This window comes from Bacillus cereus group sp. BfR-BA-01524, assembly GCF_022662595.1.
Taxonomy (GTDB): Bacteria; Bacillota; Bacilli; order Bacillales; family Bacillaceae_G; genus Bacillus_A; species Bacillus_A thuringiensis_S.
This window is the reverse complement of the sequence record NZ_JAKUDW010000005.1, coordinates 73789-98180: the sequence shown is the minus strand read 5'-3', so window position 1 is coordinate 98180 and position 24392 is coordinate 73789. Positions and strand designations below refer to the sequence as shown.

Sequence of the window (24392 nt, the reverse complement as noted above, 5' to 3'; positions counted from 1 at the left end):
GTTATTCCTCCAATAATCCCGCAAATTCTGTTGATTGTTGTTTTTCATGATTTGTATTTGCTAATTTCTGTTTTTGCCTTTGCTCTTGTTCTCGCTGTTCTTTACGATTTTCATCTTTATCTGAATAGCTAATTTGAATATTGATTTCTTTTTCTTTTAACTTTAATTTCAATTCATCAAAAATGATTTCAACACGTTTTTTCGCATCGTGTTTTTCCATTTCTACGTGAACGTCAATTTGATCTCCATGTTTTTTCATAAACACTGTTAATGTACCAAGTTTTTCTGGATTTAACTGAAATAAAACACGTTCTTGTTTCACTACAAATTTTTGCAAGGCTTCTACTTGTGCTTCCATTTTTTTTCCTAAGTCAGGTAATGAAACTTTCTCAGCACCACTATTCGATTTCCCTATTTGTTCGGTACTCGTCGTTTTATTTAATAACTCTGCACCTGCAGAGCTCGAATCGTTTAATGCATCACCTTCTGGCAACTCTACCTTTGCATCATCGCTCTCAGCTTTCGAAAGATCTACATCTTTAAATTCTTCTTGTTTCTTTGCAATATTACAAGTTTCTGTTTCTACAACCTTCAATGCTTGCATCGTTTGCTCTGGCATCTTCATTTTGTCTAATACCATTTGCATTGTATCTTCTAAACATATAGCATTTTTGATATTCATATTTGAAAGAAGTTCTTGTAATTGTTGTAATTCAGCTGCAGGTAATTCATTAAGTTTAATATTGCCATATTCTTTATATAGCTCTTGTATTTTTTGTATGTATTGATATAACAATTTCGGCTGCACATGTAATTGCTCAATTGCAACCATTTGCTCAGATACAGCTAATAACAACTGTTCTGTCTCTTTTTTTTCTTCTTTCTTTACAATTGGTTCTTCTTTCGTTACCGATGGTTTAGAAAGGTTATATTCTTTTTTCTCTTCTTTTGGTGCTTCTTCTCGTTTCGTTTTCTCCGTTTTCGGCTGCTTTTTATTTTCCATTCTCATCGTACGATCAAATGAAGAATCTTCATTTTTCGATTGTACTTCTAGCCCTTTTTCTTTTTGCGGAGGTAAACTTTGTTGCACCGGTAATACAGACTGTATCACTACATTCACCTCATCCATTCATACACATTTTCAAATCCAGAAGCATTTTTTCTTCCAGCTTTTCTTGTGCTTTCGCAAGCTTTTTGCAATCTTCTTGATACATCTCATCAATGACACGTTCTTTTTCTTTTACTTGCTCTAAAAGACTTTCATTTTTTTGAATAAAACCTTCCGTTTTTTTAATTTTCCGATTCCATTCTTCTATTCTTTCAGGTGAAAACGTATGTGAAGAAAGCATACCAGCCATAATACGTTGCCCAGTTTGTACGACTTTACTACGCGATTTCACAACATATAAATCATATTCTTTTTTTTGTTCTATTTTTCTTTTTTCAGCTGTTAATTCATACACTTCTTTTAAAATATGTTCTTTTTCTTGATTTATTTGCAATTTTATTGTGTCGTACTGCTGTTTATCCACCTGTTTTCATAACCCCTTTCTATTATAACGTTCTCTTTTTCTATTATATAGTTTTTTTCCAAAAAAATCTGTGAAATATTAAAAAACAAAAAAATAAGACCTCTTATGCAGAGGCCTTATACTATATGCTGTATCGCTTCAACGATATCATCAAATTGGAAACTATCCGATCGACCTTGCTTTAAAAATGTATTTATGCCTTCTACTTTATTTTTACATTCAAAAATATAAGCATTTTCTTCATTTTCTTGAATCGTTCCTAGCTTAAAATACAATTCATTTTCTTTATAAATTGATAAAATCTTTCTCATTTCATTTGCAAGTTGCCAATGATGTGGCGAAACAATTTCTTCCATAATCCTACTTACTGAATCTAATACTGAAATTGCAGGATAATGACTAAGCGTTGCAAGCTCACGCTTTAATACGATATGTCCATCTAAAATACCACGTGCTAAATCTGGTACAGGACCATTTAAATCGTCCCCATCAACAAGCACCGTATAAATACCTGTTATAGATCCCTTTTGTGTTTTTCCGGAACGCTCTAACAACTTCTTCATATAACTTTCCATTAACAGTGTTTTACCACCAATCGGTAACTCTTTAACAGCAATATCAACACTTCTTCGTGCATCGGCAAAACGAGTAACAGAGTCCATCATAAGTAATACGTTATTGCCTTGATCACGGAAGTATTCAGCAATAGACGTTGCAAGTTTCGCTGCACGAAGTTGCATAAGGTGACTTTCATCTGACGTCGCTACAACAACGACGCTTTTTCGCATACCTTCCTCGCCTAACTCTTTTCGAATAAAGTCTTTTACTTCCCGGCCACGTTCTCCTACTAAACTAATAACATTTATATCAGCTTTTGCATTTTTTGCTATCATTCCAAGTAAAGTTGATTTACCAACACCTGATCCAGCAAAAATACCAATCTTTTGACCGATACCAATTGTTAGCATAGAATCAATTGATTTTATTCCTGTTTCAAATACATCGGTAATCTCTTCACGTTCAAATGCATGTATAGGTGGTGCATCTAGTTTCATTTTCTGTAATGGAATGTTTTCAGCTTCCTCATTTAACACTTCACCATTTGCACTTAACACTTTTCCGAGCAAGTGATTACCACGTGGTACAACAACATCTTCTGAAACTAATGTCACTGAATCTCCATAACATACTTTTTCTGTCTGTTCAAATGGAAGTAGCATATTATTTTCCTTTTCAATGGCAATCACTTCACATAAGACGTTATGTTCTCCAACGAAGCAAACATCACCAATCTTCGCTTTCGGCCCTTTTGCTACGAAAAACTGTTCTTGTACACTATGAACTTTGCCTACTTTCGTATACAGCGGTGTTTCAATGAACTTATTCCATTTTTCGTTCTCATTCATTAACAGGCGGCTCATACATTTTGCTCCTCAAATAACTTCTCTTCTTCCCATTTCTGACGAAGTTTCGCAAATATAGGTGCAAATTTAAATTCAAAGAACTCTTTCTCTTCCTCCAGAACAAATTCACCAAACTGCAGGGAGAAATCATATTTCCATTCTACTAATTGTAGTAACCAATATTCTTTCGTATTTTCCTTCTCTTCTTGAATACGTTCAAACGTTTCTGGATGTACTGTAATGATTAATTTTTCAAATGAAGTTGGTAATGTTTGCACGATGCCAGTTAAAATAGGTAAAACATCAAGCAATCGTGAATCTACCGCTTGATTCACGATTTTTTCTGCTAAATGAAAAGATTGATCCCATAATAACTCTGTCCATTCATACGCTGTTTCTTGTTGTTCTTTTTGAAATTGCACACGCGCTGCTTCCATCTGTTCCATTTGCTCATGAATATGCATTTGAAATTGTTCTTTATCTTGTAATAACTGCTGCCGCTCTCGTTCTAGCATTTGCTTCTCTTGCCTTAGCTGATTCATTTCCATATGTAACGATTCTTGCTGGGCGCGAAGTTCTGCATGATCAGCTTGTAATTCTTCCTCTTCTATTTGAATTGAAGCTGGTTTTGGAAATTGTAATTCATACGTTTCTTCAGAAAAAGAAACAGAATTCTTCGGAATTCTGTTTTTAAATAAGGACATCCTCTTCACCTCTTTGAACGATAATTCTTCCTTCTTTCTCTAGCTTTTTCACTGTACCAGTGATCGTTTGCTGCGCTTTTTCAGCATCCGTCATCTTAAGCGGTCCTAAGCCATCTAATTCTTCTAGAATCATCTCTTTACGGTTTGAAGACATACATGTAAATAATTTCTCTTTAATTTCTTCTTTTGCAATTTTAAGTGCTTTCGCAAGAACACCGTTATCTGTAATTTCTTCTAATACACGGCGAAGCGCAAGATCTTCAAGACCAAGTAAGTCTTCAAAGACAAACATATTTTCTTTAATTTTCTCAGATAACTCATAATCGACTTCATCCAGCTTTTGAAAGACTGTTTTTTCAACACCTCGTGAAACATTATTTAAAATATTTACGATTGTTTTCAAGCCATCAGTTTTATTAATTGCACTAAATGCCATATTATTTAATTTCGATTTTAACAACTCACCAATTTGATTAATTAACTCACCATCAACTTGTTCTAGTTTCGCTATACCCATTACCGTTTCAACGCGCTTATGATCTGGCAATCTCTCAATTAATTGAGACGCAAGTTGCGGTTTAATATAAGAAGCGATAATTGCAATTGTTTGTGGTGACTCATCATTAAGCACTGTAAGAAGTGGCTCTAAATCTGTAAGTGAATTTAAGAACTCAAACGGATTATCTTTGTTATACCAAAGGTCTTCCAATAATTTTTCCAGTTCGTCTTCTGGCATGTTTTTAAATATGCGACGAATGTATTCTTTATCTGGAGTGACTAAGTTTAATTCTTTTACATTTAGTTCATATAAGAACTCTCCTAGTACATTTTCTAACGTTTCTGGTTTGTATACACGAAACTTTGCGATTTCACGAAGTAATACTTCTTTTTCCTCAGCTGTCATATATTCAATGACTTTTGCTGCCACCCCTTCTTCTAATGTACGAATAAGGATGGCAGCTTTTTCTTTGGAGGAGATTTCATCTAACATCGTTGTTCCTCCCTTACTGTCCGTTTAACCATTTTTTAATTACTTTTGCAGTTCCTTCTACATGTTCTTTCGTAGCATCCTGCACTTGTTCATCTAACGTTGGTTCTTTCGGTTCTTCTGGTTCAGGTTTTGGCTCTGGCACTATTTTTTCTTCAGGAATTTCCAAGATACTTTCATTACTTGCAGCAATTTCCTCTTCTGCTAAGTATTCTTCATATTCCTCTTCTTCTTTCTTTCTCTTACGTCTTGCTAATAAGAACCATACTAGGCCACCAATCGCTAATAAGCCAGCTGTAATTCCACCGAATAACCACCAGTTCATACCACTTTTTTCTGGCTCTTTCTCTTTTTCGGCTTTCGGCTGATCGAACTGAACAGTTACAACGTTAACTTGACCATTTATAAAGTTACCGTTCGGATCAGCTTGAAGTCCTGCCGCTGTTCCGATTGCTTCTTTAAAAGTTGTCATATCAATTCTACGTTTTACTAGCGTATCATTATCTACCCATACAACAACATTTGTTTTCGTTAATTCTGGGTGTTTCTTAATTGTTTCAACTGTTTTATCTATTTCATAGTTTTCGATTTTGTTACCATTTTTATTATCATAGACAACTTTACCATTTTGATTATTGTTCGTACCGTAGTTTGGCACTTCACCGTTCGCTGTAATACCAGCACCTTGCTTCGTATCTGCCCCTTCTTGCGCAGTAGAGCTTTCCTCTTGCTCTTGTTTACTACGAAGTACACCTTTATCACCATACTTCTCTGACTGACGTGTAACTTCATCGTAGTTTACAGATACTTTCGTATTCACTTTATATTCATTCGGTTTAAACATCGTCATTAATGTTGCATCAATGTCTTGCTTTAATTTACCTTCAAGTTGGTGCTGCATCTCAACTTCTTTCTCATAAGAAGAGGAACTACTAGAATGTGCTTCATCTGCTCCTTTTGAGATAACACCTTTTTTACTATCAATAACACTTACTTCTTCTGCTTTCACACCAGGAACCGCTGCACTAATCATTTGCTGTATACCTGCAACTTGATCAGCTGTTAACAATTGTCCACGCTTCACTCCAACCGTAATCGCCGCTGTTCCTTTCGCTTTTTCTTCATCAAAAATTGTCTCTTTTTCAGGCAATGTAATTTGAACATTTGCCGTTTCAACTGTCGCAAAGTTTCTTACAATATCTTGCTCCAATTGCTTCTTCGTACCGACAATTTGCTTCATTTTTTTATCTTGCTCACTTGAACCGAGCGAGCTTTCTAATAAAATTTCTTCACCGCTTTTCGAATTAAACGGTAAGCCCATCCCATTCATTTCTTTTCGAACCCATGGAGCATCATTCTTTTGCACACGAATCGAACCATCGGCCGCTAATTGATAATCGACACCTAACTTCGATAATTCTGCTGTAATCTCTTGTTTATCTGCATCATTTAAATTTTGATATACAACAACATATTTATCTGGCAAGGTGAAGTATAAAAGTGCTCCTGTTACAATCGCTAAAAGCGCAGCACCGATTACTAACTTATGCCACGTTTTTAACGATTGGATAACATTTTTCATCTTTTCCATTTAAACACACCCGTCCACTTTCCTAAATTTGCATATTAATTAGTGACTTATAATTTTCAATAAGATTATCACGTACGAGAGCAGCCGTTTTCATTTGAGATTCAGCTTTCTTTTGCTGAATTAAAACGTCATGTGTTTCTCCTACCCCTTTAGTTAGTAAATCATATACTGCTGTTTGCGCATTGTTTTGCGTTTGATTCATATCTTCCAATAAATCAATAAACTTTTTCCCCTCAACTACAGATGTTTGAGAAGTCTTCGGTGCACCAATTGACTGAATTGCTCCAAATGGTTGTGTATGTAACATTGGTTGGATTTTCATATTATTATCTTCCCCCTTATCCTCGGCCGATTTCTAAATCTTTATCAAGCATTTTTTTATTTGCATTTAATACACTCGTATTCGCTTCATACATTTTTTGAGCAACCATTACATTCGTCATTTCAGCAGTTACATCAATATTTGGATAACGTACATATCCTTCTTCATTTGCGTGCGGATGCGTCGGATCATACACTAAATTTTCCGTTTTGTCTGCTTCAATACTTTTTATTTTTACTCCATTAGTAGGAGCCCCATCTAACATACTTGCAAAACTATTGTTTGATTCTAGCACCACACTACGACGCTCATATAAATCTGCCCCCGGAGCCGCCGTCGTATTCGCATTTACAATATTGTTAGAAGTAACTTCCATCCACTTTCTCGCTGTCGTTAGCCCTGAGCCACTTGCATTAATTGCCTGAAACATCCGTTGTCTCTCCTTCTACTTTTAACGTCCGCGTGCCGCTTGGTTAATTGCATATTGTGTATTAATTGCGTTAATTGAAATACCGTATAACTGATTTGCTTTCATTAAATCTAGCATTTCTGTCGTTACATCCACACTATTTCCGTCTTTATTCGTTTGCATTGATTTTGTTTGAATCTTTGCATATGTATTTTTCGTATTTACTGTCGGTAAGTGCATTTCATTCGTTTGATATAAATCTGGATTGCTCTTTAAATCAGCCGCATTATTTTTATATAACGCACTACTTTTATTCATCTGCTCAGCAAATGTTACATCTTGTGCTTTATAGCCAGGTGTATTCGCATTTGCAATATTACTAGAAACAGTATTTCGTTTCGTCACTAAATAATTCATATAATGGCTTACATCACTCACTAAATCTGGCATATTCCACACCCTTCCTTTTCTAACGTAATGATCCACTGATAGAAGTTTCACTTCATTATTTATTTTCTTATATGCATTTATTAAAATATTTACTATTATGTACCCTTACATATTTTATTCCATTTTTTCATTGTTGTCTTTAGAAAAATACAAAAATATAAAAAAAGAATGCAAAAAACTGTATACACATAGTAATCTATAGAACATTTCAATATATAAACTACAAACTAAAGTCCATTTTTCTATTATTTAGATTACAATTATTATTTCATCACAGTCATAAAATGAAACCTCAATCAGCGGAGTTCTTTATGTAAACGAAGGAATAGACCCCCTTTTAAAAGGGGAATCTGTTTCCAGACGTTATTATTAATATTTACCGTAAAATGAATTAGCCTTCATTCGCCCATCATTTTCCATAATCATTTCTTCCAAAATCTTTTGCTTATCTCGAATATGCTGCGCTGCCTTAATAATGAATGGGCTTACTTCTGCTGCAACTTGTGCACGTCTTTCTTCATCTAGTGTCATCATCCAACGATTTAACATCTCACTCTTCTCAGCAAACTCTTCATCTGACACTTGTAATTCACCGATTTCATTAAAACAGCTGACAAACGTTCGATAAATATCATTGTTCATTTTCAAGTGCTCCACGGTAACCGTCTATTAAATCTTGTAACACTTGTACAATCGCATCAATGTCTTTTGCTTCACGCGTTACTTTCATCGTTTGAATTTGAATGCTAATCCAATCGTATAAACCAAATAGACTGTCATATAAATCTTTTGAAATATCAGGATTTAATTGAAGCTTCAACTCTTCAAATATACGTTCTAACTTTTCAAGAAGGTCGTCTCCTTCTTGAAGTTTAAATGTATTTAAAAGTTCTTCTAATTTACGAAACTCTACGATACATCTTTCATAAATAAATATTGTATTTTTAATCGGATTACTCGTCATAATATCATTTTGCATATAACGTTGCCATGCTTGCATATAATCACTTCCTCAACTTTCATTAATCATCACTTTTGGTTTTTGTCATTGCTTTGATTGTCTGCAGCTGACTATCAAGCAATGCTAGCTGGCTTTCCAACTTTGCATATTTATCAATAATTGATTCTTGTTTTTTCTTATTAATTGTATCAATATCTTGAATTTTTCTCTCTAAATCAGTCACTTGCTTTTCAATACTTTTAGAGCGTTTTCCGATAATCCCTTCATCTCCAAAGATTCCCTCAAGCTTTTTATCTATATCATGACCAATACCATTAAAGCCAAAGAAAAATTGTTTTGTAGATTCTGGATTCTCTTTAAAAGCTATTTTCAATTTTTCTTCATCAAGAGTCATATTTCCTGTTTTATCAATTTGAATTCCAAAAGAAAATAAATACTTATCATCTTGTGAAAATTTAAAAATGCTTGTCATTGCATTACTGATAGCAAATGAAACATTATTCCCTTGCATTACTCCATTTTCACCAGAAAATAAATCTAAACTTTTAACAGCGTTATTATACTCATCTTTCATTTTTTTGATTAAATCTATCGAATTTTTTATATCTGAATCTTCGATAGTTAATTTAATTGGCTCTGTAGTTACCTTTTCTAAGTTAATAGTTAATCCTGGAATTGTATCAATCTTATTTGTTTTACTAGTTCCTTTAATTCCGTTTATTGTATATTCTGCATTTACTGCTCCTGTCACTTGATGTGCAATGGCATTCGTTCCATCCGTATTTTTCGCAGAAGTAACTAGCCCTATATTTTGTAAAAAGCCATTGGCACCATCTGTTAATTTCAGCTCTCCCTCTTTTCCTGCAGTAGTTGATGTGAAAAATAGTTGATCTCCTAATGTATATACTGATGCACCATAATTCCCATTATTTATCTTATTGACAAGGTCTTTATACGTCATATCTTTTGAAATTTTAACTTCTTTTCCATTTATCTGAAATACATCATCTACTCCAAGTTTTAAATCTAAACTAAATTTTTGCTCCGTACCTTCAGGAGTTTTTGGGGGAGTAAGTGGAGCTGTAGTTATTTGATGCCTTTCTGCTACTCGCTCTACTGTAATTGTATATGTTCCAGGAATTGCAGCAGCATCCGCCTGCGCTGTCATAAAACCATCTTTGGATAAAGTTGTTTTCTTTTCATCACCTTTAAATGTGTTTAAATCTTTGAATACTTGCACAAAATTTGCAAACTCTTTTTTCATGCTCGCATAAACTTTGTTTTCATTTGTTAACGTTTGTTTTTGTGTAGTGTATGGTGATTTTTTCATTTCCAATGCTTGTAACTCTAAATCTACTAACTTCTTTGTATCTATTATGTTATTTCCTAAATTCCATATTTGCTGTCTGTCACCATAATTAGATATTGTCCCTGCCATATTTTTCACTCCTTATCATTTACATGTAATCTAAAATACTCGTTTTACTCATCGTACTAACAGCTTTTAATGTTGCTTCGTATGTTGCGTTTATATAAGCTAAATCAGAAATTGCGACAGCTAAATCAACATCCTCAATTTCTTTACGGTTTTCTTGAAGTGCTACATTTTGCTCGTTTAAAATTGTTTTAAACGTCTCCATTGTGTTCATTGTCGAACCAACTTCAGTTGTACGGTTAATGATGCCATCTAAGTTTTGCTTATTTCCTTCCAATAACGGTTTTAATGCTTTTTGGTCACCGTTTTTCATCGCTTCACTCATCTGTTTTAACGTTTTTATAACCGGGGATAATAATGCTTCTCCGTTACGGAACGCTTTGAATTCATAACCGTCATTTAATTGCCAGTTCACATCATTTTTTCCACCTTGGTACGTACCATCTTCTGTAAATGGCGGATTTTTTGCACTATCACCACCGAAAATATAACGACCTTGTTCTTTTGTATTCGCTAAATAGACGACCTGTTTTAAAATTTGATCAATCTCTACACCAATAGCCTGCAATTCTTTTTCACTATTTGTCCCATTTAATGCTTGTACTGTTAATTGGTCTGCTCTTGTTAAAGATTTCAAAACACCTTGTAAAGTATTTTCAGTTTGTGTTAATACATTTTTCGAATCTGCTATATCTTTCTGCATTTGCTCCATATTTGCCAATGAATGTTGAATCGCAAATGATTTACTTGCTGCAAGTGGATCTTCACTCATAAGAAGGTTTTTCTTCCCTGAGGTTACTTGATTTCGGTGGTATTGCTGTTGCACATTTAAATCCATCAACTGATTCTTTGCCCAGTTTGCATTTTGAAATGTAGATACTCTCATTTCTATCTCCTCCTTAAATATTTCCAATTACCAACTATAAATGACTACTCCTTATCTAATAATCGAAAACAAACTATCAAACACTTCATTCATAGTAGTTATAGCTTTAGAATTCGCCACGAAGTACTTCTGGAAGGCCATTAAATTAACCATTTCTTCTTCCATATTTACGCCCTCGATGCTCATCTTTTCTTGCTGGATACCTTCTAATAAATCCTTATGAATATTTTGATATGCATTTACTGAACTTTTATCAGAGGCTACACCAACTAAAAATTGATCTAAGGCTTGCTTATATGTAAGTCCATCCTTATAGCCTTTATCTGTAATAGCCGCAAGGTTGTTGGCAGTTTCAGCCGAAATTTTCATTTTTGAAATATCTTTTATAAAATCAGGATTCAATTCAAGCTTCTTCGCATCTTCTCCTACAAAAAGCTCTTTCTTCATAGTATTATTCACTTGTTTTTTTAACGAATTTACAAACTCATTCAGATTATCTTTATAATTTGTAATCTTTGCTTTCGTATCAATTGCCGATAAAATTGTTCCACCACTTAATGGGATATCTGTTCCAGATATTTGTACAGACATTGGCTTTTTATCCTTCTGTAATTGAAGTGGGTATGTATCTTGACCATTTACAGTTAAAACACCATTCATCCTAACACTTGCAATATTAGGATTTGTAGCTTCATACGATACTTCTATATCTGCATACTTAGACATTTCTGTCATAATACGATCACGTTCATCTAATAGTTGATTTGGTACTTGTGTACCAGCTTGTCCAATTTTCTTGTTCGCTTCTGCTAAACTAGCAGCAAGTCGATTAAATTCATTAACATGCGCTTCAATATCTTCTGTCGTCTGTGCTTCCACTGTATCTAAGCTTTTCGCAAGACGACTTACTTGACTTGTGAACTTCCCCGTTTCAGCAATTAATGTATCGTAGTAATTTGATTGCTCCGGATTTTTTGCAACTTCACGAAAAGCATTGAAAAACCCATCCATTAAACTAGATAATGAATTTTTACCTGTCGTTCCTACCATAGACTCTACTCGCGACAAAGTAGAATTCATATATGCATAGTAAGAGAACTGTGACATTTGATCATTATATTGCTTTGTCTTCACTTCATCTGTAATACGATCAACACCTAACGTTTGTACACCATACCCTATTCTTTGTTCTGGTGCATACCCTTTACTTCCTCCAGCAGATCCGTAATTCACCATTTGACGAACATAACCCGGTGTATGAATGTTAGACAAGTTTTGTTTCGTTGTTTGTAACCCCATTTGAGCCGCTAACATGCCCGATAGCGGTGTATTATAATCAGATAATCTCATAAAGCTTCACTTCTCCTTTACAATAGTTCGTTCATAAAGATTTGCGAATTATTGTTTCGCTCTAAGTTATATTCAGAAACAGAATCCACAATACTTTCTGTAGTTTTTAATAGTACGTTTAAGTAATATTGATTTTTCAAAAGAAGCATTTTTACATTCTCTTCTAATTCAGTTACGTTTTTTTGTAATTCTTCCATTTTTTCAATTTCTTCTTGAGAAAAATACGAAAATAACGCACTTACACGAAACGATTCAACTCCTTGTTCTTTACAGAACTGAACAACCATTTCTTCTAATGAGCTTGATAACCCTTTTAAACCATCAATGTACTGCAATTGCTCTACTTGCAATTTTTGAACTGCATTTACATTTTTATTTTTTAAATTCTCATATATTTGCTCTCCAAGCGCTTGAATATTTTCATACGCTTTTTGAATAATAACGAGTTTTTCATATAATTGTATGTACATATAGCTTCCTTTCTTTTACAAGACTAAATTCACAATTAAACCATGGATTTCTCCAATTTGATTTAACATTTCTAAATGTCCTGTTTTCGTATTAATTAAATTCATAACATCTTCTAATTCATTCAATCCCATTTCTGCCTGTTTCACAATCGTCATTTTCTGTGAATATCCGTAACGTGGGTGACGAGACATGACATCTTTATACTGCAATACATTATCAACGTAGAAATTCAAAAATGATTTTACTGTATTTTTGTATTCCATTACATTATCAAGCGTTAATTCCATTTCAATTTTCTCTTTAATTTCTCCAATATTATCGACAAACGCTTCCATTTGTTCTAGTAATTTATCTTTTTTCGGATCTGCATGCAAATTATCCGAAAATGCAAGTCCTGTCCTGACATTTGCTTCTTTCGGCATTTGAGTAGCAGGCGGTATATGCGATAAAATTGGATTATGCGAGATAGAACGTAGCATATATATCACCTATTTATTTTTTTATTTCTTCCTAAACTTAATCGTAAAATCCAGTTATTTATAATTATACTCTGAACAGTAATATTTTGCAGTTATTTTTTATAAAAGATATGTTACAATTTAGCATGAGGTGGCACAATTCTATGAATATTTTCCTTTGTGGTTCAAATCAATTAACAGCATTAGATCAAGAAGAAATAAAAAAATTTTTAACTGACTATGCTCACAAACATAAATTTTACATATTATGTTATAAATCTATTGAAAATGAGGTTCTTCGTTTTTTCGTTGAGAATGAAAGACTCGCTCAAAATTTATGCCTTTACACGCTGCAACCATTGCAAGCAATAACAGATGAATTTCAAGAAGTCGTTGATTACTTAAAAAAACACGGAGCCGAATATGTTGCTTTCGATCATCCTTCTGACTCCATTTACCGATCAGATTATATGTTTTTTGTTAAACAAATTATTGAAGACACTGATTTAGTTCTCTGTTTTTATAATGGGGACAAACATACATCTGTCATCCCTGTCGATGTTGCAAAAGAAGCAGGTATTGATGCTGTCATTTATGATTTACCAGGATTACATGAAAAGCAAATGAAAAAAAGCTTTGAACAAAAAATTCGTATGATGTAAAGGGGGAGGCACAATATCATTATTGTGCCCATTGTAAATATGATAATTGAACAAGATTATGATCATTTTATCGCGAGTTTTAAACAACAATTCAATATGGATATCGCTTCTTATAAACAAGATAGAATGCGCCGTAGAATCGATGCTTTCATTTCGAGAAAAGGCTTCGAAAACTACACTAATTTTTTAAACAAATTACGCGCTGATCAAAATTTATTTTTAAATTTTATTGACTATATTACAATTAACGTTTCAGAGTTTTTTAGAAATAAAGAACGCTGGCAAACTTTAGAGTCAAAAGCACTACCAAAATTACTCGAACAAAATAGCGGAAAATTAAAGGTATGGAGTGCCGCTTGCGCTGCTGGTGAAGAACCGTATACACTCTCTTTAATTTTATCAAAGCATCTAGCTCCATTTCGTTTTGAAATTCAAGCAACAGATCTTGATTTTCATATTTTAGAAACCGCAAAACGCGGTCAATATACAGAACGTTCTCTGAAGGAATTACCTAATGATTTGAAAGAACGTCATTTCACAAAAGAGAATGATATATATTCATTGCATCAAAACATTAAACAAAACGTTACGTTCAAACAGCACGACCTTTTAATGCAGTCGTTCGATACAAATTATGATTTGATTATTTGTCGTAACGTAATGATTTATTTTACAGAAGAAGCAAGAGTAAAACTTTATGAAAAATTTAGTCGTTCTTTACGAAAAGGCGGTGTACTATTTGTTGGTAGTACGGAACAAATTTTAACACCCGAACGTTACAATCTTCAGCGATTTGATACATTCTTCTACGAAAAAATATAAAAAAGGTCGTCACAATGGAGTGACGACCTTTTTACATAACTCGAATTAAAATAATACCGACAATCCATATAAAGAGAAAAAGAAACGTCATAGACCATTTATGTTCTTGCACCGTATGTTTCAACGCCTGTGACAATTGTGTCATGTTCATTTCCGCAAGCGCTCTCCATACACTTACATCCTGATCTTTAGCAATGCGGTCTGTAACGCTAATTAAAATTGTTTCGTTAGACAATTTCGTTATATAAGCAGTAATAACCGTTACCATCAAATTTATATTTCCTTCTGAAGAATCACTTTCCACTCTAGAGATAAGTGCACTCACATCTAATAACGGAATATGTACTTTTCTACCAAATGATAGTTGTACTTCAGCGAAATCATATGTTCCATCTAACAAAGGAAGTTCTTTTATATGCGCCTGCTTAACAAGCCCTTGTAGGCTTCTAATTACTTGTTCAAATATTTTTTCTGTTTGCTTACCTTCTCCGGATAACGTATGTAACTTTTTAAAAAGTTGTAACACTGTATCCATCTCTTTAGAAAGCATTTCCTTCATAATCTTTCCATCACTTAAACTTGCAAGTAAAATACCTATTTCATTATTTTTCGAAATAATTTTAGACTGTCCAGTAAACACTAAATTGCTACGCTTTCGTTCTTTCTGGATTTCATGCTCCGAAATAGCTGCAGGCTGTTTTAATGGTTGTAACGCCTTATCTTCAATTGTCGTACGTTTAATCTCCATTTAAGCGCCTCCACTACTATGAAATAATTAGCCCCATTCTTTATTACTCTTTAAAACTAAAAACAGTACGAATAAACCTGACATGATAGTAAACACATCAGAAGCTTGCACTCCCTGTTCACCTTTTTCTTCTTTCTTGTCTTTCGGTTCTTCTTTTTGTTCTTTCTTTTTAGAGGCAACTTGTTTGTTATTTTTCTCTTTTTGGTCCTTCGCCTTATGTACTTCCTTGTTGTCTTCGAACGGCTCTTTTATAACGTAAGTAAATTCCTCTTTCTCTTTCAACGGTTCTTTTATAAACTTATTTACTATCTCATCTTGCTTCGGAATTTGAACGACTGGTAAATTTTCTTCTGGAAGCGGGTTTTTGACTTTCGAATCTTCTTGCTTCTCATTTTCTTTCTTATCTTCTAATTCATTTTCTAGTTTATCATCTAATTTTTCTTCTTTTTCTTTTTCTTTCTCTTCTATCTTTTTATCATCTTCGTTTTTTGGCGCCAAAACAGAAATGGTATATTCACTTTCCTCAACAAGTTTATTACCTGCTGCATCTATTATCTCTACAAGTAATTCGTATGGCCCAGCCGGCAATGCTTCTGTTATTTCAAATACTTTTTGCCAATCCATATCATGCTTGTTGTAGTCTAATAAAAAGGAAAGCTCTTTATTTTCTTTCCCTTTTAATGTAACGCGCACTTCTTTTACAACCGATTCTATATCTGACGCTTTTACTCGTATTTGTATAGAATCTCCCTGTTTTCGTTCAACTAAGTTCTCTTTTACTTCATCAATAGTAACTTTCTGTAACTTTGGCAATTCTTTATCTATAGTTGGCGTTTCATTTTTAATACGAATGAGCGGGACTTTCACTTCATTTTTTATGAGCTCTTCTTTCTCATTCTCTTTGTAACTTTGAACGAGCTGAAGATTCCAATCACCTTGCAAATCAAAATCCCCTGCTTTATAGTTAGCAACCCAGCTCTTCGTTTCTTCATCATACTCAAAAGATAACATTCTTTCTTGCGCATATTGCTCGCCATTTTTTTGTAACTGCAATATACCTTTCATACTTTGAATGTTTTTCCCATTTGGTTCTACAGCAATTCGCACCTCTTCGCCAACTTTAAGCTCCAGCTTATTTACTGTAATAATTCCCTGTTCTGTTTCTATCTTTCTTTCACTCAATTGTTTATTTGCTACTTCTTGTTGTTCTGCTTCTTTTTGTTTCTCTTCATCTTGTTTCGTTTCCACTTGCTCTGGCGGTTCTTGAGATTCCTTATTTTCTTCTTGTACATTCACTTCATTTATTTTTTGATCTGGCTCAATTTGTTCCTCAGCCTGACTTTGCAAGGGGAAGAACAAGCACACATGTATGCATAGCCAACTCATTAGAAAAAACTTTACGTTTTTCATCTACTAGTTCAAACTCCTATTTCAATGCCTTATAGTGATTTCGTCACTTTTACTCCGAAAAATCCATCTACATTTACAAGTTCACCATACGCCACTAATACATCATTTACATAAATACGAATCGGTTCATCAATATCCTCATCTAGTACAACTGCTTCATTTTCTTGTAAACTTAATATATCTTGAATTGTTTTCACTGTACTTCCAAATACAAATTTCACGTTCATTTCTACATTTTGTAGAATGGACGTGTCCATATATACTGGTTCCATTTGTTTTACTTCTTTAAATTCAATTGGTTGCACAACTGGTTCTACAATTTTTTCTTCTTCAATTTCTTCTGTTGCAATCTCTTCTTCTTCCACCATCGGATACAGAAGTCGCCTTACCATTTCTTTCGCTTCAGAAATCGGCAAAATTTGATACATTTTCGATTGAAGCAGATCGCCAATTTCAAGATTGAACGTAATTTGAACGAGTTCGTCCACTTCCATTGACTCTCCCAAATACTCCATTTCTTCTTTTAACGTTACAAATTTAACATTTGGCGGCGTCATGTCCATTTTTTCTTGGAACATTTCTGACATCGCCGTAGCAGCGTGCCCCATCATTTGGTTCATAATTTCTTTAATACCGCTCAGTTCTAATTCAGTAAGCTCTTTTTCCGGATCAACTTCTCCTGTTCCCATCATCATTAAATCTACCATTGTTAAGGCGACATCTTTCGTAAATACGAATACATTCTCATTCTTTAGCCCTTCAACAAAGTCAACATTTAAAATAACAAATGGCACTGGTACTCCATCATAATGACGAACATTGATTGCTTCCACATTTGGTGTACTAATTGTAACCGGCTGATTTAAAAGCGTTGACAATACTGTTGAAGCGGAACCAATTGAAATATTTGCAATTTCACCAAGCACATCTTTCTCTTCTTGTGTTAAATGCTCTTTTTCAACTTCTTCTACAATCTCAGTTTCCACTACTTCTGCTGTCTCGTCTTTTTCTTCTACTCCACCAGATAATTGCATTAATTTATTTACCATTTGTTTCGCATGCTCAACTGAAACAATTTGTACAAGTTTAGAGTTTACAAGATTATCTATCTTTAAATCAAACGACACTTTAACAATCGTATGATTCCCATCGATTTCAGAGATTTTCTCCATTTCTTCTGATAACTTTACAACATTAATCGTCGGCGGAGACATATCTACTGTATCTTGGAAGAATTCCGACATAGATGTAGCTGCGAATCCCATCATTTGATTCATCGCTTCTTGTACAGCACTTAGCTCTAATTCACCAAGTTCTTTTCCGTCCTCCACTTCACCTGTTCCCATCATCATTAAATCAGCGATGGACAATGCAACATCTTGCTTAAGGACAAGAAGGTTTTCCATATCTAATCCTTTTGTAAAATGAATGTTTAATACAACATGTGGAACTTCGACATCTCTTGAATCATATAAATCTACCAACTCTATGCGAGGAGCAGTAATGCTTACTTGCCTATTTAGAATCGTTGATAATACAGTCGAAGCTGAACCAAATGATATATTTGCAATTTCGCCAAGAATATCGCATTCTTGAGGCGTTAAATGCTCATTTTCTTTTTCTAGCACAATCGTGCTCGTATCCCCTTTTGTGTGTTGCTCAGGCATTTTCCCTGCCTCCTCATTTCTGTTTTTCTATCAAATAATATAAACTCTCATTTGATTTTAGCAAACTTATTATATAAAACGTTAATATGTATGTATTCCCATTATTAGATTAGTAACGATTAGCCAAAAAGCTCCCCAATTGTATACAAGTGGGGAGCTTTCCTTCATTCCTATTATAAACCTTCTGGGTTTAAAATGAGGACCACTCGTCCATCACCGAGAATCGTCGCACCAGAGAAATAGTTAGAACTCTCTGCAAAGAAGTCACCTAATGACTTTAAGACTATTTCTCTTTGACCGATAATTGTGTTTACAATAAGTCCATAGCTGCGATGTGTATTACGAACAATTAACACAGGAACCATTTGACCATCATATGACGCAAACGCCTCATCTACTGTTTTTTCACCAAATACAGTACTTAAATGTTTCACTTCAATAATTTGATTACGATAATTTAACACATCTTTTCCTTGTAAGGATTGGATGTCTTCCCTCTTAATTCGAATTGCTTCAACGATATTTCCAAGAGGTAAAGCATAACGCTTATCATTCGTTTGAACAAGCATAGATTGAATAATAGACAACGTTAACGGAAGTTCAATTCTAAATGTACTTCCCTTTCCTTCCTCAGAATCAATAATTAAATGTCCACCTAAACTATGAATCGTATGTTTTACAACATCTAATCCGACACCGCGTCCAGAAAGATCTGATACAACTTCAGCTGTACTAAATCCTGGTTGGAAAATAAGATCAAACACTTCACGATCTGTTAATCTATTCGCATCTGCTTCAGTTACAACGCCATTTTTAATCGCTTTTTCTAATACTTTCCCTTTATTAATACCGTTTCCATCATCCGTAATTTGAATAACGACATGATTTCCACTATGAAAGGCTTCTAATTTAATAGTACCTGTCTCATTTTTACCTGCATCACGTCGTTTTTCAACAGTTTCAACACCGTGATCGATTGCATTTCGAATTAAATGAACGAGCGGATCACCAATTTCATCAATAACAATTTTATCTACTTCAGTATCTTCACCTGTAATTTGTAAATCGATTTTTTTCCCTAAATCTTTCGCTAACATACGTACCATACGTGGGAAACGATTGAACACAGTTTCAATCGGTACCATACGCATATTTAATAGTACGTTTTGAATATCTTTTGAAATATCGCCTAATCGATTTAAATGTTCAATTAACTCCTTGTTTTGAATCGTTTGAGCCAATTCATCAATGCGCCCACGTTCAATTACACTTTCTTCAAACATATTCATTAATCTTTCGATTTTCTCTAATTGAACACGAATTGAACGATTCTCCACTTTAGCATTTTTCGTTTTTGTAGTACTTTTAGCTGGTATAGCACTTTTAGGTTGATTCGTTGCCACTATCGGTGATTCTACCTGCGTAGCCACAGCTGGTTGTAGCGTTCCTTCTACTTGCACAACTTCTTGTGTAACGAATTTTTTAGAAGCTACTTCCCTCGATATAGGTTCTCCTTGCTTTACTTCCACTTTCTCAATTTCAGAAACATGAAGTACTACTTGTTTCAATTCTTCTATACTACAATCAGTATCCATAAATACTGTAAATTCAAATCCGAAAGCATCTGCTTCAATTTCTTCAATACTCGGAGCTGTTTTTTGTATATTCCCTACATTCTGCAATGCTTCAATACACATAATGGCACGTACTGCTTTTAAAATTGCTTGCTGTTCAACTGTTATATGCACTTCATGCGAAACTGCATCATCGTTGTCTATATGATTTTGCTCTATATGTTCCGTAGGAGTTTCTACATTGCCGTTCAATAATGCTTCTAATTTCTGTTTAGTTGAGACTACATCAATATTGCCCATTCCACCTTGTTGCACATCTGCAACCATCTTCTCCAAATTATCAATGCACTCAAAAATCACATCAATAATATCCGCATTTACAACTATATTTCCATGACGAATTTCATCTAACACATTTTCCATCTTATGCGTTAAATCAGCCATCTCTGTAAATTCCATACTCGCAGACATACCTTTGAATGTATGAGCGGAGCGGAATATTTCTCCTACAACATCCATATCAGCAGGATTTTGCTCTAACACTAGCACATTTTCATTTAGCGACTGTAAATGTTCTTCTGACTCTTCGAAAAATATATTTAATAGATCTGTTTGCATTTTTATCCCCTACCTGTCTAACAAACATTTCATTTATGTATAACAATTTAGTGTTTTATAATGAGAAAAAAGGGGGCCACACGTCGATCCGCTATCACTGTTTTGATTCCTTGTGGCACCCCTTCTATATTAACTATTTGCTACTTTTGTTAAAGCTTCAATTACACGATCCGCTTGGAATGGCTTTACAATAAAGTCTTTTGCCCCGCCCTTAATTGCATCTAATACCATACCTTGTTGTCCCATTGCAGAACAAATAACAACCTTTGCACTTGAATCAATTTTAATAATTTCTTTTAATGCTTCAAGCCCGTCCATTTCTGGCATAGTAATATCTAATGTTACAATATCAGGTTGAAGTTCTTTATACTTTTGAATTGCTTCTACCCCATTCTCTGCTTCGCCGATAACTTCAAATTCAGCATTACTTTTTAATAAGTTTTTAATCATCGTTCGCATAAACATCGCATCGTCTACTACTAAAATTTTATGTGCCATTCTTTTTAATTCTCTCCTTCTATGTATAAATATATCTTAATATTTCACCTTATCATTCTCACTCATTATACAAAATAAAATGATAAAATTTAATATTTTTTTAAAAGAATTTTCGTATTTTTATTATTTTATTATTAAAATAATAATATACTACTCTTTTATATAAATAACAACGCGACGGTTTTTTTCCCAGTTTTGCGGTGAATCATTTGGTACAACTGGCTTTGTGTCTGCATATCCTACCGCAGCTAGCCTTTTATCATCCACATTATACACTTCAATTAAATGGTGAATCATATTTGCCGCTCGTGCTGAAGATAACTCCCAATTAGAAGGGAATTTCTCGTTATGAATAGGTCTACTATCTGTATGTCCCTCTACAACAATTGGGTTAGGTACGGATTGAAAAAATCCAACTAATTGACTTATTATCCCTTTCGCTTCAGGCTTAACGTTCGCATCGCCTGTATCAAATATTAAATTATCTACTATAACGACGCTTACCCCTGTATCCTCTCGATATACATTCACTTGGCTAATACCGTTATTATCTACATACGATTTTAACTTCTTATATAATTCGTCCATTCTCTTTTTTGAGATCATTTTTTCATCATTTTTTTCATGTGAAATATCCGGTATTGTATTTTCCATTACTTTTGCATCTACTTGCCCCGTATCACTAAACTTTTCAAGCATCTTTGACAATTTTACTGCATCTTGCTTTGATGTAGCAACTAGTAATACAAAGAAAGTTAATAATAACATCGTTAAATCTGTAAAAGTCGTCATCCAACGAGGCGATCCCTTTTGCGGTCCTTTACTCATCATACCACTCCTTGAAATATTAGGCTGCTCCTTTTACCTTTTTTACCTTTGTTACCTTTGTTTCGTATACGTATGTATCCAGTTTCAACTTTAATTTAGAAGGGATTTGTCCACGATACAATTCTGAAATTGCTTCTATTACAAACTTCTTCTCTGTATATAAATCTTCAATACCACGATATACTTTTTCCGAAAGAGGGATTGCAATCATATTCGCAAGTACAGACCCATATAATGTCGTTAACATCGCAACTGCCATCCCTGTACCAATTTGCGATGTATCTTGTAAGTTTTGGAGCATAATGATAAGACCGATTAACGTACCAATCATTCCCCAAGCTGGAGCAAAATCACCAATTTTATCTAATAATGCTGCTCCTTTTCTTAACTCATACACTTCCGTTTCAATATCTCTCAATAACACTTCTTTTAATTCATCTTCATCGTAACCGCTTAACATTAATCGAATTCCTTTTTGAATAAAAGGATTGTCTACTTGCTCTCCATCAACCTCTAAAGAAAGCAAGCCATTCTTTTTAGACTTTTTTGAAAAATCAACAAACAAATCCGTTAACTGTTCTAAATCTTCTTCTCTTCTATGTAAAACAGTGAAAATACTTTTCGTATATTTTTTTATTTCTCCAAATCGATATGCCACAACAATTGTCGCTGTCGTTCCCCCTATGACAATTAAAATAGATGAAATATCTAAAAAGTTTTTGAAAGCTTTTATTCCACCGCCACCAAGCATAATCGCCGCTATCACTATGATGAAACCTACTATGATGCCCACTGGGCTAGAAATATCAAACTTCCTTTTTCTTCTTTGTGGTCTAGCTAATACTTGATTTTTTTCTCCCATATTTCTGCCCTTTCCTTTCCATTTTCATATAACATTTTTTTATTTTAATAATACGTTTTCACATATAACATGTATTATACGCTTATCATCTGTTTATCGCAATATACTCATGAAATTGACACATTTCATTTCTATATTAGAATTATGGTATAAAAACATGAGGAGGCTCACGATGGAACACAACATTTTACAAGTCATTGCATTAGCAGAAAAATTAAAATATGAAATGCGACACAGCTGGCTTTCCAACGGACGTCAAGAAAGTGTTGCCGAGCATACATGGCGTATGTCTCTAATGGCCATTTTAGTTGAACCTTATTTGGATCAAAAAGTAAATATTGAGAAATTACTTAAGATGGTTATTATTCACGACCTAGTCGAAGCCGAAGCTGGTGATATCCCTGCTTTTGATACAATGAATAGTCACGAATTACAACTACAAAAACAAAAAAATGAACTAGAAGCTATTTTAAATATTAAACAAACATTAACAGGTTCTCTCGGCGAAGAATTATATGACTTATGGATGGAGTTTGAAGCGAAAGAAACGTACGAAGCAAAAGTTGCTAATGCACTCGATAAACTTGAGGTGAAAATCCAGCATAACGAAGCTGATATTGATACGTGGCTACCAATTGAACATAAAATGACATTCCAAGTAGCAAAGCATACAAACTTTGATTCTTTCCTATCTAAATTACAAAAAATTATTGAACAAAATGGAGAAAAGAAGTTAATCGCTGCCGGCATTGATGTTGAGGCATGCAAGCAATAATGAAATAAGACACTCAACACGAGTGTCTTATTTCATTATTGTTGATACAGCCTGCTTATAAATAAGCTGTTGTTTTCCATCCACTAAAATTAAAACTGTAAATTTATCTACTCCAACAACTTCTCCTACTATTCTAACGCCACTCTTTAAGAAAATTGTAACTGTACCTTTTTCTTCTTTTATTTGTTTATACAATTCTTCCTGTAAATGTTCCAATTACTGTCCTCTCCTTTCGCGAAACATCTTAATATAAAAAACTATAAATTTTTTATTTATGCACTTTGTCTTTTACATTCATAAACTTATTAATTAGTATATCTAAATCTCGGCTAAATAACAAAACTTTATCATGATCCAATCCGTGTCTCGCAACAAGTTGAATTAACTCTTTCTTTTTGTTTTCTATTTTATTTTGTAATTGTCCCATCTCCATCTCTATACTAAAACTCCCTTTTCCCATAATATTACTTGTAAAATTATAGTACATATTCTCTCATAAAAAAATAAAAAAATGGTTTTTTTTACAATTTTTTATTTTTCTATGCCTAAATTACGAATCATGTAAAGATTTATTTACAAATCACTAACATACAATCCTAATGAATCTACAGGCATTTGTCTAATTATAAATGAGACTGGCTCGTTTTCTATACAAAAAACATACTGTATATAGTAGTCCATGAACCATATAGATTAACTTACTAAAAAGGAGGAAAACATATGAGTTATGGTGGAAGTTGCGCTGGTTTCGGCGGTGGATTTGCTTTGCTTATCGTACTATTCATCCTTCTAATCATCATCGGATGTAGCTGTTGGGGTGGCGGCGGATACGGATATTAATATATCCTATCCTTGACAAATGAACTAAAAACTATAGAAAAACAGCTCATATTTGAGCTGTTTTTTTCATACTTTCGTATGAATTTATATCCCTCTTATTTGCGATTTCAACTAACAAAATATCGTTT

At 33.8% G+C, this 24392-nt stretch carries 29 protein-coding genes; 4 read left to right on the top strand and 25 right to left on the bottom strand.

What is annotated here, in order from left to right; all coding sequences use genetic code 11:
* Position 1: 1 nt before the first annotated feature.
* From MR170_RS03090 to MR170_RS03015, 16 genes are all read right to left on the bottom strand, one after another.
* Positions 2-1111, bottom strand: coding sequence for a flagellar hook-length control protein FliK (locus MR170_RS03090; RefSeq protein ID WP_242307152.1), 1110 nt, complete (start codon positions 1109-1111; stop codon positions 2-4).
* 10 nt (positions 1112-1121) lie between these two features.
* The gene (locus MR170_RS03085; protein WP_000360855.1) at positions 1122-1532 is read right to left on the bottom strand and encodes a hypothetical protein; all 411 of its coding nucleotides are present in this window, start codon (positions 1530-1532) and stop codon (positions 1122-1124) included.
* Positions 1533-1648: 116 nt separating this feature from the next.
* A complete protein-coding gene (gene fliI / locus MR170_RS03080) occupies positions 1649-2953 on the bottom strand; it encodes a flagellar protein export ATPase FliI (protein WP_098607704.1) in 1305 nt (434 codons plus the stop codon).
* Positions 2950-3639, bottom strand: coding sequence for a FliH/SctL family protein (locus MR170_RS03075; RefSeq protein WP_098607703.1), 690 nt, complete (start codon positions 3637-3639; stop codon positions 2950-2952). The genes fliI and MR170_RS03075 overlap by 4 nt, the downstream gene beginning before the upstream one ends.
* Positions 3626-4630: a flagellar motor switch protein FliG gene (fliG, locus tag MR170_RS03070; protein WP_000883364.1), complete on the bottom strand. Its 1005-nt coding sequence runs from the start codon at positions 4628-4630 to the stop codon at positions 3626-3628. The genes MR170_RS03075 and fliG overlap by 14 nt, the downstream gene beginning before the upstream one ends.
* A gap of 13 nt (positions 4631-4643) precedes the next feature.
* The gene (locus MR170_RS03065; RefSeq protein WP_053514213.1) at positions 4644-6218 is read right to left on the bottom strand and encodes a flagellar M-ring protein FliF C-terminal domain-containing protein; all 1575 of its coding nucleotides are present in this window, start codon (positions 6216-6218) and stop codon (positions 4644-4646) included.
* Between the two features lie 22 nt (positions 6219-6240).
* Positions 6241-6540, bottom strand: a complete 300-nt coding sequence (fliE, locus tag MR170_RS03060; RefSeq protein WP_000701672.1) for a flagellar hook-basal body complex protein FliE — start codon at positions 6538-6540, stop codon at positions 6241-6243.
* Positions 6541-6556: 16 nt separating this feature from the next.
* Complete coding sequence (gene flgC / locus MR170_RS03055; protein ID WP_000484680.1) at positions 6557-6970, bottom strand: flagellar basal body rod protein FlgC; 414 nt, start codon at positions 6968-6970, stop codon at positions 6557-6559.
* Between the two features lie 21 nt (positions 6971-6991).
* On the bottom strand, positions 6992-7450 hold the full coding sequence (gene flgB / locus MR170_RS03050) for a flagellar basal body rod protein FlgB (protein ID WP_370445031.1): 459 nt from the start codon (positions 7448-7450) through the stop codon (positions 6992-6994).
* A gap of 318 nt (positions 7451-7768) precedes the next feature.
* Entirely contained in the window at positions 7769-8041 is a 273-nt protein-coding gene (locus MR170_RS03045) for a hypothetical protein (RefSeq protein WP_001058085.1), read from the bottom strand.
* The gene (locus MR170_RS03040) at positions 8031-8399 is read right to left on the bottom strand and encodes a flagellar export chaperone FliS (RefSeq protein ID WP_012260665.1); all 369 of its coding nucleotides are present in this window, start codon (positions 8397-8399) and stop codon (positions 8031-8033) included. Before MR170_RS03040 ends, MR170_RS03045 begins: the two co-directional genes overlap by 11 nt.
* Positions 8400-8421: 22 nt before the next feature.
* Positions 8422-9798: a flagellar hook-associated protein 2 gene (locus MR170_RS03035; RefSeq protein WP_061883958.1), complete on the bottom strand. Its 1377-nt coding sequence runs from the start codon at positions 9796-9798 to the stop codon at positions 8422-8424.
* Between the two features lie 19 nt (positions 9799-9817).
* Positions 9818-10681 (bottom strand): flagellar hook-associated protein 3, encoded by an 864-nt coding sequence (locus tag MR170_RS03030; protein WP_001266411.1) that lies wholly within the window; start codon positions 10679-10681, stop codon positions 9818-9820.
* Between the two features lie 51 nt (positions 10682-10732).
* Positions 10733-12031, bottom strand: coding sequence for a flagellar hook-associated protein FlgK (flgK, locus tag MR170_RS03025; protein ID WP_242307150.1), 1299 nt, complete (start codon positions 12029-12031; stop codon positions 10733-10735).
* 17 nt (positions 12032-12048) lie between these two features.
* Positions 12049-12501, bottom strand: coding sequence for a hypothetical protein (locus MR170_RS03020; protein WP_000275885.1), 453 nt, complete (start codon positions 12499-12501; stop codon positions 12049-12051).
* 15 nt (positions 12502-12516) lie between these two features.
* Positions 12517-12981 (bottom strand): YaaR family protein, encoded by a 465-nt coding sequence (locus MR170_RS03015; RefSeq protein ID WP_000946323.1) that lies wholly within the window; start codon positions 12979-12981, stop codon positions 12517-12519.
* Between the two features lie 143 nt (positions 12982-13124).
* Between MR170_RS03015 and MR170_RS03010 the strand changes: the two genes are divergently transcribed.
* Complete coding sequence (locus MR170_RS03010) at positions 13125-13622, top strand: flagellar motor switch protein FliG (protein WP_017762968.1); 498 nt, start codon at positions 13125-13127, stop codon at positions 13620-13622.
* Positions 13623-13661: 39 nt separating this feature from the next.
* Positions 13662-14444 carry a protein-glutamate O-methyltransferase CheR gene (gene cheR, locus MR170_RS03005; RefSeq protein ID WP_000582875.1) on the top strand — a complete coding sequence of 261 codons (783 nt, stop codon included), beginning with the start codon at positions 13662-13664 and terminating at the stop codon, positions 14442-14444.
* 31 nt (positions 14445-14475) lie between these two features.
* On the opposite strand, the gene MR170_RS03000 is transcribed toward cheR, so the two are convergent.
* The 7 genes from MR170_RS03000 to MR170_RS02970 form a co-directional block, all read right to left on the bottom strand.
* Positions 14476-15192, bottom strand: coding sequence for a hypothetical protein (locus tag MR170_RS03000; RefSeq protein WP_242307148.1), 717 nt, complete (start codon positions 15190-15192; stop codon positions 14476-14478).
* Positions 15193-15219: 27 nt separating this feature from the next.
* Complete coding sequence (locus MR170_RS02995; RefSeq protein WP_242307146.1) at positions 15220-16602, bottom strand: transglycosylase; 1383 nt, start codon at positions 16600-16602, stop codon at positions 15220-15222.
* Between the two features lie 29 nt (positions 16603-16631).
* Complete coding sequence (locus MR170_RS02990) at positions 16632-18269, bottom strand: flagellar motor switch protein (RefSeq protein WP_016082188.1); 1638 nt, start codon at positions 18267-18269, stop codon at positions 16632-16634.
* Between the two features lie 173 nt (positions 18270-18442).
* Positions 18443-20461: a chemotaxis protein CheA gene (locus MR170_RS02985; RefSeq protein WP_016082189.1), complete on the bottom strand. Its 2019-nt coding sequence runs from the start codon at positions 20459-20461 to the stop codon at positions 18443-18445.
* Between the two features lie 129 nt (positions 20462-20590).
* On the bottom strand, positions 20591-20959 hold the full coding sequence (locus tag MR170_RS02980; protein WP_000940568.1) for a response regulator: 369 nt from the start codon (positions 20957-20959) through the stop codon (positions 20591-20593).
* Between the two features lie 150 nt (positions 20960-21109).
* Positions 21110-21787 (bottom strand): OmpA family protein, encoded by a 678-nt coding sequence (locus tag MR170_RS02975; RefSeq protein WP_016082190.1) that lies wholly within the window; start codon positions 21785-21787, stop codon positions 21110-21112.
* 19 nt (positions 21788-21806) lie between these two features.
* Positions 21807-22649: a MotA/TolQ/ExbB proton channel family protein gene (locus tag MR170_RS02970; protein WP_016082191.1), complete on the bottom strand. Its 843-nt coding sequence runs from the start codon at positions 22647-22649 to the stop codon at positions 21807-21809.
* Positions 22650-22821: 172 nt separating this feature from the next.
* Between MR170_RS02970 and MR170_RS02965 the strand changes: the two genes are divergently transcribed.
* The gene (locus MR170_RS02965; RefSeq protein ID WP_016082192.1) at positions 22822-23424 is read left to right on the top strand and encodes an HD domain-containing protein; all 603 of its coding nucleotides are present in this window, start codon (positions 22822-22824) and stop codon (positions 23422-23424) included.
* A gap of 27 nt (positions 23425-23451) precedes the next feature.
* Here the strand turns inward: MR170_RS02965 and hfq are convergent, their stop codons facing one another.
* Both hfq and MR170_RS02955 read right to left on the bottom strand, forming a co-directional pair.
* Entirely contained in the window at positions 23452-23640 is a 189-nt protein-coding gene (hfq, locus tag MR170_RS02960; RefSeq protein ID WP_016082193.1) for an RNA chaperone Hfq, read from the bottom strand.
* Positions 23641-23692: 52 nt separating this feature from the next.
* Positions 23693-23911: an aspartyl-phosphate phosphatase Spo0E family protein gene (locus tag MR170_RS02955; protein WP_016082194.1), complete on the bottom strand. Its 219-nt coding sequence runs from the start codon at positions 23909-23911 to the stop codon at positions 23693-23695.
* Positions 23912-24144: 233 nt separating this feature from the next.
* Between MR170_RS02955 and MR170_RS02950 the strand changes: the two genes are divergently transcribed.
* Positions 24145-24264 (top strand): YjcZ family sporulation protein, encoded by a 120-nt coding sequence (locus MR170_RS02950; protein ID WP_000120179.1) that lies wholly within the window; start codon positions 24145-24147, stop codon positions 24262-24264.
* Positions 24265-24392 lie beyond the last annotated feature (128 nt).